Here is a 17051-nt window from a genome sequence, read left to right as displayed (position 1 = left end):
TGTTACTAATTGTTGCCATACTTGTTATAAAGATACCGACTCTGGGCTAAGCTGGAGCATTTGCGCAACAGCGGGCTGTTGTATACTTGCCGCTGGTCGATGGCCGCTCATTTTTTTGCTCCGTTTTGCCATCATTCCTTACCGGCAGGCATCCATTCGATACAATACAGGAAATTGCCACTGGTGCATCTGCCTCGCCATCGCGCAGTACACAAACATTGATCGGGCGTCTGCCCCATCCCCCAAATCCCGCCCTGAAGGGCTTGGCCTCGAGCCGGAGTATGCTTTACGATGACAACTGAACTGAGTGTTCCTGCAACAACTATTCCCCTCACTTCGCTGCCGGAACACTGGCTGGCGGAAGTGGAAAGCAACCTTTCTCCAGGGGAGAACGTTTTAAGTAGCGTTGAGGTTGACCTCGATGCGCGATTACGTTTCACAAAAGGCATAATTGTTGTCACAGAGAAGCGTTTACTGGCCCGTTCCCCGGGCGATACCGTCTGGAAAAGCTGGTCTTTCCGCCCCGGACTGCGCCTGACACACCATGACCACGCCGGTGTCGGCCACCTGGAACTGTTCGACGACCACGGTCGCCTGGCGTCGTGGCGCTTCACTTTGGGCCAGAACCTGCATGCGATCCGCGTGCTGGAACAGTTCGTCGAGCGCCTCGACAGCCACCTGACGGGCCAGCCCGTGCTGGAAGCGGAGCAGGAAGTGTGCCCCAGCTGCAAGGCGCCCTTGGAACCGGAGCAGGAAGAATGCCCGATCTGCGCCAAGGTACTGCACACGCCGCCATCGACCTGGACCCTGTTCCGCCTGTGGCGCTTCGCCCACCCCTACCGTGGCCAGCTGGCCCTGGGCTTCATGCTGATGCTGCTGAGTACGGCCGCGCACATGATTCCGCCCTATCTGACGGCGCCGCTGATGGACAATGTGCTGATCCCGTATCAGAACGGCAAGCATATCGATCCCTGGCTGGTGGTGTACTACATGAGCGGATTGCTCGGTTCGGCCCTGCTGGCCTGGCTGCTGGGCTGGGGCAAGACCTATGTGCTGGCCCTGGTGTCCGAACGCATGGGCGCCGACTTGCGCTCGGCCACCTATGAACACCTGATGAAGCTGTCGCTGGAATTTTTCGGCGGCAAGCGCACGGGCGACCTGATGGCGCGCATCGGCAGCGGCAGCGACCGCATCTGCGTCTTCCTGTCGCTGCATTTGCTCGATTTCGCTTCCGACGTGCTGATGATCATCATGACGGGCGTGATCCTGTGGTCGATGAATCCGTGGCTGGCCATCATGACCCTGGCGCCATTGCCGTTCATCGCCTGGATGATCCACCTGGTGCGCGACCGTTTGCGCACGGGCTTTGAAAAGATCGACCGCGTGTGGAGCGAAGTGACCAACGTGCTGGCCGATACCATCCCCGGTATCCGCGTCGTGAAGGCGTTTGCGCAGGAAAAACGCGAAGCGGCCCGCTTCCGCGACGCCAACGCGCACAACCTTGCCGTCAACGACAAGCTGAACAAGGTTTGGTCGCTGTTCTCGCCTACGGTTTCCTTCCTGACGGAGATGGGCTTGCTGGTCATCTGGTGCTTCGGCATCTGGCAATTGTCGCGCGGCGAAATCACCGTCGGCGTGCTGACCGCCTTCATCGCCTACAGCACGCGTTTCTATGGCCGACTCGATTCCATGAGCCGCATCGTCTCCGTGACGCAGAAATCGGCATCGGCCGCCAAGCGCATCTTCGACATCCTCGACCACGTGTCGAGCGTGCCGGAACCGGCGCAGCCCGTCAAACTGGACAAGATCGAAGGACGCATCGATTTGCGCGAAGTCGGTTTCCGTTATGGCAACCGGGCCGTCAACCGCGGCATCACCCTGAACATCAAGGCGGGAGAGATGATCGGCCTGGTGGGCCACAGTGGTTCCGGCAAGAGCACGCTGGTCAACCTGATTTGCCGTTTCTATGACGTGTCGGAAGGCGCGATCCTGCTCGATGGCGTCGACATCCGCTCGTTTGCCGTGTCCGACTACCGCCGCAACATCGGCCTGGTGCTGCAGGAGCCGTTCCTGTTCTTCGGCACCATCGCGGAAAATATCGCCTATGGCAAGCCGCACGCGACGCGCCAGGAGATCATCGCCGCCGCGCGCGCCGCGCATGCGCACGAATTCATCCTGCGCTTGCCGCAAGGCTACGATTCGATGGTGGGCGAGCGTGGCCAGGGCTTGTCCGGCGGCGAACGCCAGCGCATCTCGATCGCCCGCGCCCTGCTGATCGACCCGCGCATCCTGATCATGGATGAAGCAACATCGTCGGTCGACTCGGAAACGGAAAAAGAGATCCAGAAGGCGCTGGACAACCTGGTGCAGGGCCGCACGACGATCGCCATCGCGCACAGGCTGTCGACCCTGCACCGGGCCGACCGCCTGGTGGTGCTGGATCGCGGCCAGGTCGTCGAAGTGGGCAGTCACGATGAACTGATGGCGAAAGAGGGCGCCTATTTCCGCCTCTATGAAGCACAGGCGCGCAACAACGAACTCGCCCTGGATGACAAGGAATAAGCATGGCCAGTACAACTTTTACATTAAGCCGCGACACCTTCGGCAAGCTGGTGATGACGGACGCGGACGGCCAGGTCTTTGAGGGTGTGGCGCCCGTGCGCGCCTTCCCCATCCAGTCGCCCGACGAAGGCATTTCGCTGGTGCTGGGCAATGGCAAGGAAGTGGCGTGGATCGACCGCATCGACGCCTTGCCGGAGCCGGCGCGCAGCCTGCTGCAGGAAGAGCTGGAAGGGCGCGAATTCATGCCCGAGATCGCGCGCGTGAAAAGCGTCAGCAGCTTCGCCACGCCGTGCACCTGGCATGTCGATACGGACCGGGGCGAGACGCAATTCGTGCTGAAGGGCGAGGAAGACATCCGCCGCATCGGCGCCACTTCGCTGCTGATCGCAGATAACCACGGCATCCACTTTTTGATTCGCGACATGTTTAATATCGACAAGACGACACGGAAGATACTCGACCGCTTCCTGTAGGCGCCAGAGCTGTCCGAAAGCCGCTGCCTGCAGCGGCTTTTTTTTCGCCTGCCGGACATGAAAAAAGCCGCATAAGAATGCGGCTTTCGGGGGGCGTGCCGGCAGCCCGTTTCAGGCCGCCGGGGATTGCGCTACATTACATGAACTTGTAGCCTGCGCCGATGTAGAAGTAACGGCCACGCACGTTGTACAGCTGGGCAAAGCCCAGGGTGCCGTACTGGTTGCCTGCGCCCATGATGCTAAACGGCGGCATCTTGTCGAACAGGTTCTTGACGCCGGCCGTGAAGGTCAGGTTTTTCATCGCCACGTACTGGCCCGTCAGATCCACTTCGGTGTGCGAAGGAATCGTGCGGGTGCCAGGCTTGATTTCGTCGCGGCGCAAGTCCGAGTCGATCATGTCGCCTGTCGTGCGGATGACCAGGGAGCCGGACATATTGTCCTTTTCCAGGCTGGCCGTGAACGTGTTGCGGTACTTCGGATTCATGAACGTCTTCAGCGTGCTTTGCACCGGATCGGTTTCCGTATCCTGCGTTTCCATGCGGGTGTAGATGGTGGACGCATTGCGGATCGTGAATTTGCCGAACATCGTTTGCGGCGAGGTGTAGCGCAGGTCCGTATCGAAACCGCGCACTTCGGTGGTGGCCAGGTTCTGGTTGTTCAGCAGGATGCGGGCGTCGCCATTCTTGATTTCGACGTTGCCGCGCTCGATGGCCTTCAGTTCCGACAGGGTGCCGATTTCGTTCTTTTTGTCGATCTTGAAGTAATCGATGCTGACCGTCAGCGAGTTCACTGGCGAGAACACCATGCCCAGGTTGTAGGTCTTGCCCGTTTCCGGTTTCAAGTCCTTGTTGGAGCCGGAGACCTGGTAGTAGGAGAAGTTGGTACAGTTACCCGAGATCGAAGGGAAGGCATTGCAGACTTCCTTGTCGTTCGTCGTGTAGGCGCCAGCATCGACGCCGCCGAACATCTGTTTCAGCGATGGCGCCAGGTAGCTGCCCGCATACGAGCCGCGGAACATCAGGTTGTTCAGCGGCTGATAGCGCAAGGCCAGTTTAGGGCTGGTTTTGCTGCCGACATTCGAGATGTCGTCATAGCGCACGGCGACCTGTGCTTCGACGTTTTTCAGGAATGGAATCGACAGTTCGCCGAAGATGCCCTTGGAATTGCGGTCCGCCTTGACGGCAGCCTGCTGGATGCTGCCGAAGACCACGCCATCGATCTGGTTCTGGTCGGGCTGGTCGCTCAGCGTTTCCTTGTTGTACGACACGCCGACGGCGTAAGCCATCGCGCCGCCTGCCAGGTCCATGATCGGCGCGGAAGCCTTGGCATTGAAGAAGGTCAGTTCCGACTTGCCGGCGCGCGTAGGCGTCAGGCGGATCTTGTCGACGGCTGCCTGCGCGTTGTCGGTGCGGGTCGGGTCGATCGAGCCATTCTCGATCGCTTCGTTGAACAGATCGTAGTGCGCGTAGTTCGAATCGCGGTTGGTAGCCTTGCTCACGCCCTTGCCGATGGCTACATCCCAGTCGATGCCGCGCGTCGTGCCTTCCAGGCCCGTCGAGAACTGGGTCATTGTGCCCTTGCGGTTGGTCTTGCGCGGACCCATTTGCATGAAGCGGCCGGCAACAGTCTTGCCGTTGACCTGGAAATTGCCAGGTGCGGCCTGGGATTCGAAGTCATCCTTGCTTTCGGAATACGTAAATTCCGCAAACGCGCGGATGCTGTCGCTGATTTTCAGGCTGCCGATCAGCATGCCGCTGGCGCGGTCGGCGCCATTGGTCGAGGTCAGCAACGTCTTGTTGACGTCGAAACGGCAGGAGCCGGCGCTCAGATCACCCGGTGGGCATGGCACCAGGGTGCCGCCGCCGGCGATATTGCCGCTAGGATGGAAGCCGCTGCGGCCATCGGGGCCGCCAAAACGGCGGAAGTCCGCCGAACGGGTCAGGTCGCGGTCCTTGCGGTAGATCGGATCGCGCTTGAACACGTCGACCGTGGCCAGCACGTTGAAGCCCTGGGTGTCATAGTCGCCAAAACCGTAGACGAGGTTAGCCGTCTTTTCCTTGGCGTCAGAACGCGAGCTTTGGCCGTAGCTGGTTTTCGCTTCCAGGCCCTGGTAGTTCTTTTTGGTGATGAAGTTCATCACGCCGGCCACCGCATCGGCGCCATAAATGGCCGAACCGCCGTCTTTCAGGATTTCAATGCGTTCCAGCGCGCTCAGCGGGATGGCGTTGACGTCAACTGCGGCGCCCGCGCCCGAACCGTCAGCCAGCGCATTGGTCGGCAGGCGGCGGCCGTTCAACAGGATCAGCACGTTGCGCTCGCTCAAGCCGCGCATCTTGATGTTGGTAGTGCCGGAGCCGGAAGGCGAGCTGGCGCTCAGTTCGCCCTGGTCATTGATGTCGATGGAGGCCAGGTTGCGTACCAGCTCGGCGACGCTGGTGGCGCCCGTGCGCTCGATATCTTTCTTGCTGTAAATTTCCACTGGCGCGGCGGTTTCCGCGTCCACGCGCTTGATGGCGGAACCGGTGACGACCACGCGCTGCAATTTCTCGTCAGCCTTGGCTTCCTGCGCTTGGGCGGCCTGGTGCATGAAACCTGCGCTCATGACCAAAGTGCCGGCAAACATCATGCGCAAGGATTTGCTTAATTTCTTTTCAATCATTGTCTGTCCTCCAACTAGGAAACTTTAGTTTCCTTAGGGTTTTATTTAGCTATTTGAAATTATTTTCAAAGTTACCATGTTTACAAATTTAGTATTTTAAATTTGCAATTCATCAGACCATTTTTTGATCTTGACTGTCAAGAACTGCCGGGTATTTGTGCATGCGCATGGCGCACACCAGAATGACGAGACATGAATTTAATTTGTGATGAGCAGGAAAGTATTAAATTCTAATTGTTAAATAAATTAAATTTGCCATTAGTAAAAATGATCGTTGAAAGTTCGGTGTTTGCCTGCTGCCTGTCTAGACAGCTGTTGTTTTTTTGTGACGATATTTTCGTCGTATAAGGCAGGGGGCCGGCATTGCCGTGACTGGGGGCGTGGCAAAAAAAAGCCGCCCGGCGAGGGCGGCTGACGTGGCGCATGGCGGGTGTTACTGGAACGCGACCTCGGCAAAACTGCGCAATTTCCGGCTGTGCAACCGGTCCACGCCCTGGCGGCGCAGCAGTTCCACAGCGCGGATGCCGATGCGCAGATGCTGGTCGACCCGCTCGCGGTAGAAGTGATTGGCCATGCCGGGCAGCTTGATTTCGCCGTGCAGCGGCTTGTCGCTCACGCACAGCAGGGTGCCGTAGGGGACGCGGAAGCGGAAGCCGTTGGCGGCGATCGTCGCGCTTTCCATGTCCAGCGCGATGGCGCGGCTCTGGCTGAAACGGCGCTCCGGCGTGCGCTGCGGCAGCAGTTCCCAGTTGCGGTTGTCCGTGCTGGCCACGGTCCCCGTGCGCATGATGTGTTTCAGATCGTGCCCCGTCAGCTGGGTGATTTCCGCCACGGCCGTCTGCAGCGCCTGCTGGATTTCCGCCAGCGGCGGGATCGGCACCCACAGCGGCAAGTCTTCGTCGAGCACATGGTCTTCGCGCACATACGCATGCGCCAGCACGTAGTCGCCCAGGCTTTGCGTGGTGCGCAAGCCCGCGCAATGACCGAGCATCAGCCAGGCGTGCGGGCGCAGCACGGCGATATGGTCGGTGATGGTCTTGGCATTGGCGGGACCGACACCGATATTGACCATGGTGATGCCGCTGCCGTCCGCGCGCAGCAGGTGGTAGGCGGGCATCTGCGGCAGGCGCGGCGGCGCGGCGCCCAGCGCATCCTCGCTTTCGACCGTCTGGCCGACCCGGCGCGTGACGACGTTGCCCGGTTCGACAAAGGCGATATAGCCATCGTCGTCCGATGGCGCGGCCGCATCGGGTGCACGGTCCATCATGGCGTGGCCCAGGCGGATGAATTCATCGATGTAGAACTGGTAATTGGTAAACAGGACGAAGTTCTGGAAATGCTGCGGCGACGTGCCGCTGTAGTGGCGCAGGCGCTGCAGCGAGTAATCCACGCGCGGCCCCGTGAACAGCGACAGCGGCTGCGCTTCGCCATGCGCCGGTTCGTGCGTGCCGTTGGCGATGCCGTCGTCCATGGCCGACAGGTCGGGCAGGTCGAACAGGTCGCGCATGGCCAGGCGGCGGCCCGCGTCCATATTGCCTTCGATATGGTCATGCTCGGCGAACGAGAAGTGCACGGGAATGGGCTGGGCGCTCACGCCCACTTCCAGGTGCACCTTCTGGCCGCTGTTATGGTTTTTCAGCAGCAGGGTGAATTGGTCGAGGTAATAATCGCCGAACAGGTCGGGGCGCGTCAGGGTGGTTTCAAATACGCCGGGGCCGGCGACAAAACCGTAGGCCAGCGGCGAGTCGGCGCGCGCCACGGTGTCCGTCTGGATGCGCACGAAGGGGTAGCAGGCGCGGACTCTTTCGTGCATGTCTTCGCCGGCGACAAAACGCTGCAGCGCATCGCGCAAGTGTTCGATGCTGCTGCGGTAGATGGCTTGCACTTGTTCCAGCGCCAGGCGTGGATCGTCGAAGCGGGAGGAGGCGATGAAGGGGGGCGTAAGCAAGCGGATTCTCCTTGTGGCGGTTCGTGCATACCATTGTAAGGCAGCGAGGCAACTCTTGTTTGTCCCGTCTTCGCCGAACGGGAGCGCTTGACGGATTCAAATAGAATCTGTATTCTATTTGAATGGTCAGACTAGCCAAATTCAACGAAAACAACTTCATCGACAGCGCGATTGCCGTCGCCGCCCAGTGCGGCGTGGGTGCCGTCTCGATGGCCGCCATCGCCGTCAAGGCCGGTGCGCCCATCGGCTCCGTGTATCACCGCTTCGATTCGCGCAACGCCATCCTGGCGCGCGCCTGGCTGCGCGTGAAGAGCGACTTCCGCGAGGAAGTGGCCAGCCGCTGGCTCGGTGGCGACACCTGGGCCGGCGTGCACGGCTTGCTGGACTGGTGCCGGCGCAAGCCCGTGTATGCGCGCTTCCTGCTGCAATGCGCGGACAGCCCCGATTTCAGCAGTGGCCTCAGCGAGGAGTTGCTGGCCGCCGTCGAAGAAGAGCAGGCCGCGCTCGACGCCTGCTTTGTCCGCTGCGCCGAAGCCATGCCCGCCACCACGGAACTGGACCTCGATCACATGCTGCTCAAATTTGTCCTGATCGACGCCCCCGTGGCCGTCGTCAAGCCTTACCTGACCCAGGAGCGGCCGATACCTGCCAGCGTCGACGCCATGCTGCGCGCCTCGCACGATGCCGTGCGCGGCTGGGCCGCCCACACCACACACTAACCAAGAAGAAAACCATGCGCTATTCCACCCAGCTTGAACACGGCAAGAAAATCCCCCTGCACGACGAAGAAGGTTTCATCGGCATGCGCGCGGCCGGCCGCATCGCCGCCGACACGCTCGACTACATCGCGCCTTTCGTCAAGCCTGGCGTGTCGACGGCCAAACTCGACGCCCTGTGCGAAGAGTTCATGCGCGCCGCCGGCGCCATCCCCGGCACCATCGACTACCACGGCTACAAGCACGCCAGCTGCATCTCCGTCAATCACGTGGTCACGCACGGCATCCCGTCCGAAACCAAGATCCTGAAAGTGGGCGACATCCTCAATATCGACGTGACGCCGAAGTTCAACGGCTGGTTTGGCGACACCAGCCGCACCTTCAAGGTGGGCGCCGTCTCCATCCTGGCCAACCGCCTCGTCAACACGGCGTATGAAGCCATGATGGCCGGCATCCACACCGTGCGTCCCGGGGCTACCTTGGGCGACGTGGGCGCCGCCATTGAAGCGGTGGCCAAGGCGCAGGGCTTTTCTTCCGTGCGCGATTTCTGCGGCCATGGCGTGGGCCAGGTCTTCCACGACACGCCGCAAGTGCTGCACTATGGCCGCGCCGGCACGGGCATCGTGCTGGAACCGGGCATGATCTTTACCATTGAACCGATGCTCAACGTGGGCAGCTACCAGGTCAAGGTCTTGCCGGACAAATGGACGACGGTGACGAAAGACCGTTCGCTGTCGGCGCAGTTCGAACACTCGCTGGCCGTGACGGAAACGGGCTTTGAAATCTTCACCCTGACCGGTTCGACCGCGCCGCTGGTGTAAGCATGGATGACGCGCGCCGGCAGCAGCTCACCGATATCATCGCCGCGAAAGCCGGCGTGGATGTCGCTTGCGCGGCGCGCCACCTGGCGCTGCATGATGGCGACGTGGCGGCCGCCCTGCGCGGCATCGACGTGGAACGCTACACGCTGACGCAGCGTCTGCTGAACAAGTACCGGCGCGATCCGGAAGACGCGCTGCAGCACGTGGCGCTGGCCGTGCTGCAGCACGAAGGCGTCCGCAGCGACAGCGTGCTGCGTGCCGAACGTATCGCGGCCCTGGCGCCGGAAGTGGCATGCGTGCTCACGCTGGCCGAGTGGCTGGCCTATGTGGACTGGGAAGGCTTCGACAGCGCCCTGTACGCGAATATCGACGCGGTGGCGGCGATCATCGCCGGTGCATTGGGCCTGCCCGAGGTGGCCGCCAACCTGCTGCAAACGCGCGATGCAGCCGTGTTTGAAACGCAGCGCCCCGCGCTGGCTGCCGCAGCCCTGCTGTTTATCGAGCGCCACACTACGCAGTTTCCCTGACGGCTGGCGCTTTGCCGCCGGGCGGCGCGCATCTTACAATGGCGGCAAGCACTGTTGCCCCATTTTGAAGATTTCCGCATGAGCGATTTTCCCGAAGATATCTATACCGAGCCGTCCGCCGACGTGCACACTCTGAACAACCTGGGCCCATTGACCGGCATGGCCGGCATCTGGACAGGCACGCGCGGTCTGGACGTCAAGCCGAAGGCCGACGGCCCGCGCAAGCAGGCTTTCGTCGAGCGCATCGAACTGCAACCGATCGACCCCGTCACCAACGGCCCGCAACTGTTCTACGGCTTGCGCTACTACATCCACATCACCAAGCCGGATCAGGTCAAAACGTATCATGAACAGGTGGGCTACTGGCTGTGGGAGCCGGCCACGGGCGCCGTGATCCAGACCCTGGCCATCCCGCGCGGCCAGATCGCCATGGCGTCCGGCACGACGACGGCGGACGCCACCAGTTTCGAACTGGTGGCCAAGCGCGATTCGACGGCGTACGGCATCTGCTCGAACCCTTTCCTCGAACATGCGTTCACCACCGTCGAATACCGCATCAAGGTCGATATCCACGCCGACGGCACCTGGGGCTACGACGAAGACACGGTCATGCTGATCCGTGGCAAGGATGAACCGTTCCACCATACGGACCGCAACCTGCTGACCAAAGTCGGCGAGCCGACGCCGAACCCGATGGCCCTGCAGGCGCTGGCGGCGGTGTAAAAATCAAAAAGCGGCGACTTTTTCCGCCGCTCTGCTGGAGCGCCTGAAAAATGCTCAGGGCTAGGCGCGTTGCCGCAAGCAGTACGAACGTACGGCCAGGCAACGCAACAACGCCATGGGCTTTTTCTCAGGTGCTCCTTAAGGCTGTCCCTGGGCCACAGCCTTGATCGCGCGCTCCTCGCCCATGGCGGCGGCGATCTTCCAGCGCTGCATGGCGCTGGCGCGGTCGGGGCGTTTCAAGCCCGCGCCTTCCCAGTCCATCAGTCCCAGGTTGTAGATGTCGCCCGCGCTGCCCTTGTCGGCTGCCAAGGTGAACCATTTGCGCGCTTCCTTGTGGTTGACGGGGATCTGGTAGCCGCGCACATGGTACAGCCCCAATAAGTGCATGGCTTGCGCATTGCCCTTGTTCGCGGCCTGTTTCAGCAGGTCGAGTCCGCGCGCCATGTTGCGCGGTTCCTGCCAGCCTTCGGCCAGCATCACGCCTTTCGCCGTCAGCGCATAGCTGTCGTTCTTCACGAGGCCCTTGCCGATCAGGGGCTTGGCGGCCAGCTGGCGCGCTTCGCGCTGCTGCGCCGTCGGTGCCGTGACGGGGCCGGGCTTGCCTTCGCCCATCAGCAGCATCCAGCCATACAGGCCATACGCGCCGGCGTCGCCCTTGCCGACCAGGCTTTCCAGCATGGCCAGCGCCTGCGCCTTGTCGCCATTTTCGTACAGCTTGACGGCTTTGGCGCTACTGGCGTCCGGCGGCACGGCGGCCGGCGCATGGGGCGCGACAGGCACGGACGCCATGGCCGCCTGTGGCGGCGCGGAAACCGGGCGCACGCGCACAGGCAAGCCATAGCTGGCGGCCAGCACGGCCAGGCTGGCGGGAACGAGGATCAGCACTTGCGCCAGCTGGTTGCGGCGGCCCTTGCCGGCGATGCCCATGGCGCGCTCGGCTTGCTGCTCGCCGCCCAGCGCCTCGCTGAGCACGGCCTTCACCTTGCGGTTGAACAGCCAGTAGCCGGCGCCCGTGACGAGCAAGCCGGCGACGGCGGCCGCACCGCGACCGGCGAAGAACCAGGTGGCGATGGCGGCGGCCAGGGCGGCCAGCGCGCTTTTCCACCAGAATTGCTTGGCCAGCCGCGTGTAGACCTGGCGCAGGGCGCCGAGCACGCAAGTGCGCACATTCTGCGCATAGTCGGCGGAGACGACATCGACGTGCGCGTGGTCCGCGTCGCCGCTGAGGACCGATTCGATCACGTCCGCGTTCAGTTCCGATGCGGCCACGTCGCGCAGCGGCGTCAATAAACCCTGCACGTGGGCCGAGAACAGGCCGTCGTCGGCGCTGCCGGCCAGCGCATCGCTGAGCGCCTTGAGGTCGCCGCGCAGCAGCTTTTCCACGATGTCGTCCAGGGTCAGCCAGCGCAAGTCCGTGCCATACGCCACCAGGTGGTGCTTTTCTGCGTTGCACGATGCATCCAGGCGCACGATGCGCAGCTTGGCCGCATACAGGGCGTCGACTTCCTGCGGCTGGTCTTCATTGTAAATGCTCACTTTCGCCAGGGCCAGGCTGCTGGCGATGGCGGCCAGTGAGTGCACGCTTTCCTTGTCGCGGATGCGGCGCGCGTCGTCGGGCGCCTGCTTGGGCAGGCTGACGCTGTAGCCGGGCGCCACGTGCACGTCGACCCAGGCCGCCTTGCCCACCTTGCCGGAGCCGTCGCAGGGGTTGCAGCGCAAGTCGCCCACGCCGCTGCAGGTGCGGCAGGTAACGCTGCCGCTGGCGCGGCAGGTGCCGCAATTGATGTTGCCGGATCCGTGGCAGGTGCTGCAACTGACCTTGCCGTAGCTGCAATGGTAGCAAGAGCGGTATTCGGTGCGGTACTGGGGCCGCGTTTCGCTGTGGTAGCTGGTGTGCGAGCTGCCGTTGCTGTAGGTGGTAGTGGGCACTTGCACCGTGATGTAGTCGGTGACCTGCTCGGACACCGTGCCGCTGCCGCTGCAATACGAGCACGACACCTTGCCGCTGCCGTAGCAGCCATAGGCGTCGCAGCTGACGGTGCGCCCGCCGTGGCAGCTCCAGCAGGTTTCCGTCGTCGCGCCGTGGCAGGTGTGGCAGCCGATGCGGCCTTTGCCGGAACAGTTGCTGCAAGTGTCCAGGTGCCAGTACTTGACGGCGTGCGGCAGGTAGACGCCCGCTTCGACGCCGTTGTAGGCCTGGCCCGCCTGGCGCAAGGCATTATCGAGCTTGCCCGCCGCGCGGCGCAGCCGTTCCTTTTCCTGCGCGTGAGCGAGTGCTCCCACCTCGTGGGAGCCACAGTGGCAGTCATTGCCCGCTGGCGCGAAATAGCCATTGATGACGCGCTGCTCGAAGCGCGCTTCCAGTGCGTAATTGGCTTGCAGGGAAAAAGCCTGCAGCACGTCTTCTTCGCCCAGCGGCGTAATGTCGTGCGGCTCGAAACGCGTCTTGTCCTGCACCAGGGTGCGCAGCTTGCCCAGGACGGTGGGTATCTCTTCCTTGTCGAGCTTGATGGGCGCTGGCGCCGTTACGGCCGTTGCTGATGCCTGGGGCATGTCCTCGCTGCCTTGGGTATCGGTGGCCGTGTCGGTGCTGGGGTTCATGCGCGTCCTTTTGCTCTCTGGAAAGATGTTTGAATTTTAGCATCCCCATATGACAAAGCCGACAGCCCTGGTCCGCTTTTTCAGCGCAGGCCGCGGCGGAACTGGTCGGGCGTGCCGCCGCTCTGGCGCCGGAACATGGCGATGAAAGCGGAAGCCGTGCTGTAGCCCAGTTCCAGCGCGATCGCTTGCACGGTGTCTCCCTGTTCCAGCAGGGGCAGGGCGGCCAGGAAACGCTGGCGCTGGCGCCATTCGCCGAACGGCATGCCCAGTTCGCGCTGGCAGCGGCGCGCCAGAGTGCGCTCCGTGACATGCAGTTGCGCGGCCCACTCTGCCAGTGAGCGGTTACTGCCCGGCTCCGCCTGCAGGGCCGCCAGCAGCGCCGCGATGACGGGCTCGTCGCTACCCGGCAGGTAGTTGCGGCTGCACGGCGCCAGCTGCAACTGGTCGACCAGCACTTGCGCCAGGCGCTGGTCGGCCAGGGTGGCGGGCGTGGTGACGCCGCGTTCGGCAAAGTCGCCGAGTATGGCTTTGAGCAAGGGACTCAATACCAGCGCGCACGGCTGCGCCGGCAACTGCGCGCACAGGCTGGCATCGATATAGGCCGAGTGAAACACGACATCCTGGCGGATATAGCCGTCGTGCAAGGTCTCGGGCGGTATCCACACGGCGTACTGGGGCGGCGACAGATAGCGCTGGCCCGCCACCATGATTTCCATCACGCCCGTGGAGCAATACGTGAGTTGGCCCCACGGATGGCTCTGGTAATCGAATTGCTGGTGCGCGTGATAGTCGTCGAGACGGAAATACACGGGATAGGGAAGGGCGTCGGAAACGGCGGGGAAATGCTGGTTGCTGGCCATGGTGTCTTTGTCCTGTTCTTCGCATCATTTGTCCGGTATTCATTATATCCATGGAATCAGACCATGCGAAAATGGCGGTCTTGAATATTGGAGTTCTTTGCATGCAAACCAGGCATTACCTGTTTCCCGTGATCGCCGTGCTGATCTGGGCCATCAATACCATCGTCAGCAAGATGGCCGTGGGCGTGATCGATCCGGCCGCCATCTCGTTCTACCGCTGGCTGCTGGCCGGTGTGCTGCTGGCGCTGGTCTTCAGCCGCGCCGTGTGGAAGCAGCGGGCCATCGTAAAACCGTATCTGGGAAAACTGTTTGTGCTGGGGATGCTGGGCATGGTCATGTACCAGTGCCTCGCCTACATTGCCGCGCAAACGACGACGGCGACGAATATGGGCATCCTCGCTTCCCTGATGCCGCTGCTGGCCGTGGGCCTGTCCGTGCTGTTGTTGAAGGAGGCGCCCACCGTGGGCGGCGTGTTTGGCGGCCTCGTGTCGCTGCTGGGACTCGGCTATCTGCTCAGCCATGGCGATCCGGCCGCCCTGATCTCCCATGGCGCGGCCGTGGGCGACGCCCTGATGCTGCTGGCGTGTCTGTCGTATGCGGGCTATGGCGTGCTGCTCAAGCGCTGGAAGATTCCCCTGAATAACTGGCACTCGCTGCTGATCCAGGTGTGGTGCGCCGTGCCCGTGCTGTTCGTGTATTACCTGAGCCAGTCCGCGCCGCCCGTGACCGGCGCCGGCTTGCCGCTGGTGCTGTTTGCCGGCATCCCCGCGTCCATCATCGCGCCGTTCTTGTGGATGCACGGCCTGGCCAAGCTGGGACCGAGCCGCGCCACGACGCTGATGAATCTGCTGCCCGTGTTTACGGTCATTATCGCCATGCTGTTCCTCGGTGAAACCTTGCACAGCTACGATGTGATCGGCGGCGGCGTGACCCTGCTGGGCGTGGTGATGGTGCAATATCTGAAGCGCCCCCTGCGCCGTGCCAAAGCCTAGTTTTCTTGCTATGCTGATGCTTTGCACAAGGAGGCGGCATGCACAGCATCGATACCCTCGATACCCTCGATACCCTATTAAGCGAACTGGAAGCATTCGGCAACGCCAATGACGCGGCGCATGTGGAGCGGGCCAGCCGCATGCTCAACATCACGCGCGACACGGGCGAATTGCTGGCCGTGATGGTGCACGCGCGCGGTGCGCGGCGGGTGCTGGAAATCGGCACCTCGAACGGTTATTCCACCCTGTGGCTGGCGCGCGCGGTACAGGCGCTGGGCGGCAGCGTGGTGACGGTGGAAAAGGCGCAGGACAAGTTCGACATGGCGCATGCCAACTTTGTGCGCGCACAATTGCAGGGCGTGATCGGGCAATTGCTGGCGGACGCGGGCGACGTGCTGCGCGATGCGGCGGACGGCGCCTACGATTTCATCTTCCTCGATTCCGCGCGCCAGCAATATGAGTCCTGGTGGCCGCAGCTGGACCGCGTGCTGGCGGCAGGCGGCGTGCTGGTGGTCGACAACGCCAGTTCGCACTACGCGGACATGGCCGGTTTTATCGAGGCCATCCGCGCCGACAGCCGCTACACGACGTGCCTGGCGACGGTCGGCAAGGGCGAATTCATCGCCGTCAAGGCGGGCAACTAGTTAATTATTCGGCGACGATAGCCGCTTCCAGCACGCGCACCAGCGATTCGACGCCCTGCGCGTCGACATCGTCGAAGCGGCCGGGCAAGGGGCTGTCGAGGTCGAACACGCCGATGATTTGACCCTGCGCAAACACGGGCACCACCAGTTCAGAACGGGAATTGACGTCGCAGGCGATGTGGCCGGGAAACGCGTGCACATCCTGCACGACGATGGACTTGCCTTCGACCACAGTGGTGCCGCACACGCCGCGGCCCTTCTTGATGCGGATGCAGGCCGGCTTGCCCTGGAACGGTCCCAGCACCAGTTCCTCGCCTTTCAGGAAGTAAAAGCCGGCCCAGTTGAGGCCCGGCATCGTATTGAAGACCAGCGAACTGAAGTTGGCCGTATTGGCGATGAAATCGCTCTCGCCCGACAGCAAGCCTTGCAGCTGGGAGCGCAGGTCCGCATACATGGCTTGCTTGGCTGCGGGAGTATCGGTGCCGTAGGCGGCGTCGCTGATGGTAAACGTCATGGTCGTGGTGGCGCTCGAAAATGGGGAAGGCGCCATGGTAGCGCGTCTGGCGCATCCGTGCCCGGCCCTCATTTTTTCAGATGCTCTTGTACCAGTTGGCGCAGCAGGGGCAGGGCCGCATGGCCGTGCTCTTCCCGCCAGGCCAGGCCGATGCCGGCAGCCAATTCCTCGCCTTCCAGCAATGGCCGGTAGACCACGCCGGCCAGGCGCAGCGCGCGGAAGGAATCGGCCAGCAGGGCCATGCCCTTGCCGGCCGCCACATCGCCGAGCAGCACATGGTGGTCGGGCGCTTCGCGCAGGAATATCGGCGCGAAACCATGCCGGCGGAAAACTACCTGGCAATGGTCGAAGAAGGCGGGCTGGCGCGCCCGTTCGAACCAGTAAATCGATTCTGCCGCGATGTCGGCCAGGCTGAGCTTGCGCTTTTTCGTCAGCTGGTGCCCGGCGGGCAGGGCCAGCATCATGGGCTGGCGCGCCAGCGGCTGCACGGCCAGCTCGAACGTGGCGCTGGGCAAGGCAAGCAGGGCCGCGTCCAGCTGGCCCTTGCGCACGGCCGCGACCAGGCGCGGCGACGGTGCGGCCGTCAGTTCCAGGCGTATATTGCCCAGTTGCGCCTCCAGCGCCGCCAGCAGCGGGCGGAACAGGCCGGCCGCCACGGCACTCGTCAGGCCCAGGCGCAGGCGCGCGGGCGCGCTGTCACGCTGCAGCGATGCTTGCGCCGTCTCCAGCAAATCGAGAATGTGCAGCGCCTGCGGCAGCAGGGTGCGGCCCGCCTGCGTCAAGGCCACGCCCTGCGTGTCGCGCTCGAACAGGCGCGCGCCCAGCCGCTCTTCCAGCCCCTTGATGGCGCGCGACAAGGGCGGCTGGGTCATGTGCAACTGTTCCGCCGCCTGGCGGAAGTTCAGGCAGCGGGCGACGGCGCAAAACAGGGTCAAGGCATGGGTATCGAGGGCTCTCATACCAGAAAGGTATCACGAAATCGCGCATTCCCCCGCCAGCCGGTGCGGCCTA

At 62.7% G+C, this 17051-nt stretch carries 14 protein-coding genes; 8 read left to right on the top strand and 6 right to left on the bottom strand.

Features of this window, described 5'->3' with window-relative positions:
- The first annotated feature begins 291 nt into the window (after positions 1 to 291).
- Entirely contained in the window at positions 292 to 2562 is a 2271-nt protein-coding gene (locus BLT98_RS08735) for a cyanophycin metabolism-associated ABC transporter (protein WP_081345909.1), read from the top strand.
- A gap of 2 nt (positions 2563 to 2564) precedes the next feature.
- On the top strand, positions 2565 to 3035 hold the full coding sequence (locus BLT98_RS08730) for a cyanophycin metabolism-associated DUF1854 family protein (RefSeq protein ID WP_070260331.1): 471 nt from the start codon (positions 2565 to 2567) through the stop codon (positions 3033 to 3035).
- Between the two features lie 136 nt (positions 3036 to 3171).
- Here BLT98_RS08730 and BLT98_RS08725 read toward each other — a convergent pair whose 3' ends face one another.
- Positions 3172 to 5694, bottom strand: a complete 2523-nt coding sequence (locus BLT98_RS08725; RefSeq protein WP_070260328.1) for a TonB-dependent receptor — start codon at positions 5692 to 5694, stop codon at positions 3172 to 3174.
- 433 nt (positions 5695 to 6127) lie between these two features.
- Positions 6128 to 7642, bottom strand: coding sequence for an AMP nucleosidase (locus BLT98_RS08720; RefSeq protein ID WP_034750639.1), 1515 nt, complete (start codon positions 7640 to 7642; stop codon positions 6128 to 6130).
- Positions 7643 to 7764: 122 nt separating this feature from the next.
- Between BLT98_RS08720 and BLT98_RS08715 the strand changes: the two genes are divergently transcribed.
- The 4 genes from BLT98_RS08715 (at position 7765) to BLT98_RS08700 (ending at position 10429) form a co-directional block, all read left to right on the top strand.
- Entirely contained in the window at positions 7765 to 8361 is a 597-nt protein-coding gene (locus BLT98_RS08715) for a TetR/AcrR family transcriptional regulator (protein ID WP_034783384.1), read from the top strand.
- A gap of 14 nt (positions 8362 to 8375) precedes the next feature.
- Positions 8376 to 9179: a type I methionyl aminopeptidase gene (gene map, locus BLT98_RS08710; RefSeq protein WP_052140206.1), complete on the top strand. Its 804-nt coding sequence runs from the start codon at positions 8376 to 8378 to the stop codon at positions 9177 to 9179.
- A gap of 2 nt (positions 9180 to 9181) precedes the next feature.
- On the top strand, positions 9182 to 9706 hold the full coding sequence (locus BLT98_RS08705) for a hypothetical protein (protein ID WP_092606513.1): 525 nt from the start codon (positions 9182 to 9184) through the stop codon (positions 9704 to 9706).
- Positions 9707 to 9784: 78 nt separating this feature from the next.
- Positions 9785 to 10429, top strand: coding sequence for an FABP family protein (locus BLT98_RS08700; RefSeq protein ID WP_070260323.1), 645 nt, complete (start codon positions 9785 to 9787; stop codon positions 10427 to 10429).
- Between the two features lie 138 nt (positions 10430 to 10567).
- On the opposite strand, the gene BLT98_RS08695 is transcribed toward BLT98_RS08700, so the two are convergent.
- Positions 10568 to 13030: a tetratricopeptide repeat protein gene (locus BLT98_RS08695; RefSeq protein ID WP_092606510.1), complete on the bottom strand. Its 2463-nt coding sequence runs from the start codon at positions 13028 to 13030 to the stop codon at positions 10568 to 10570.
- 80 nt (positions 13031 to 13110) lie between these two features.
- Positions 13111 to 13890, bottom strand: a complete 780-nt coding sequence (locus BLT98_RS08690) for an AraC family transcriptional regulator (RefSeq protein WP_034783391.1) — start codon at positions 13888 to 13890, stop codon at positions 13111 to 13113.
- 101 nt (positions 13891 to 13991) lie between these two features.
- Between BLT98_RS08690 and BLT98_RS08685 the strand changes: the two genes are divergently transcribed.
- Entirely contained in the window at positions 13992 to 14882 is an 891-nt protein-coding gene (locus tag BLT98_RS08685) for a DMT family transporter (protein WP_092606507.1), read from the top strand.
- 38 nt (positions 14883 to 14920) lie between these two features.
- Complete coding sequence (locus tag BLT98_RS08680) at positions 14921 to 15526, top strand: O-methyltransferase (RefSeq protein WP_092606504.1); 606 nt, start codon at positions 14921 to 14923, stop codon at positions 15524 to 15526.
- A gap of 4 nt (positions 15527 to 15530) precedes the next feature.
- Here the strand turns inward: BLT98_RS08680 and BLT98_RS08675 are convergent, their stop codons facing one another.
- Together BLT98_RS08675 and BLT98_RS08670 are read right to left on the bottom strand one after the other, a co-directional pair.
- Positions 15531 to 15980 (bottom strand): GAF domain-containing protein, encoded by a 450-nt coding sequence (locus BLT98_RS08675; RefSeq protein ID WP_170846345.1) that lies wholly within the window; start codon positions 15978 to 15980, stop codon positions 15531 to 15533.
- Positions 15981 to 16108: 128 nt separating this feature from the next.
- The gene (locus BLT98_RS08670) at positions 16109 to 16999 is read right to left on the bottom strand and encodes a LysR family transcriptional regulator (protein WP_244517427.1); all 891 of its coding nucleotides are present in this window, start codon (positions 16997 to 16999) and stop codon (positions 16109 to 16111) included.
- Positions 17000 to 17051 lie beyond the last annotated feature (52 nt).

Origin of the sequence: Janthinobacterium sp. YR213 (assembly GCF_900099875.1) — a bacterium.
GTDB lineage: Bacteria > Pseudomonadota > Gammaproteobacteria > Burkholderiales > Burkholderiaceae_D > Janthinobacterium > Janthinobacterium lividum.
Note: the sequence above shows the minus strand (reverse complement) of the source record. Positions and strands in the feature narration are given on the sequence as shown.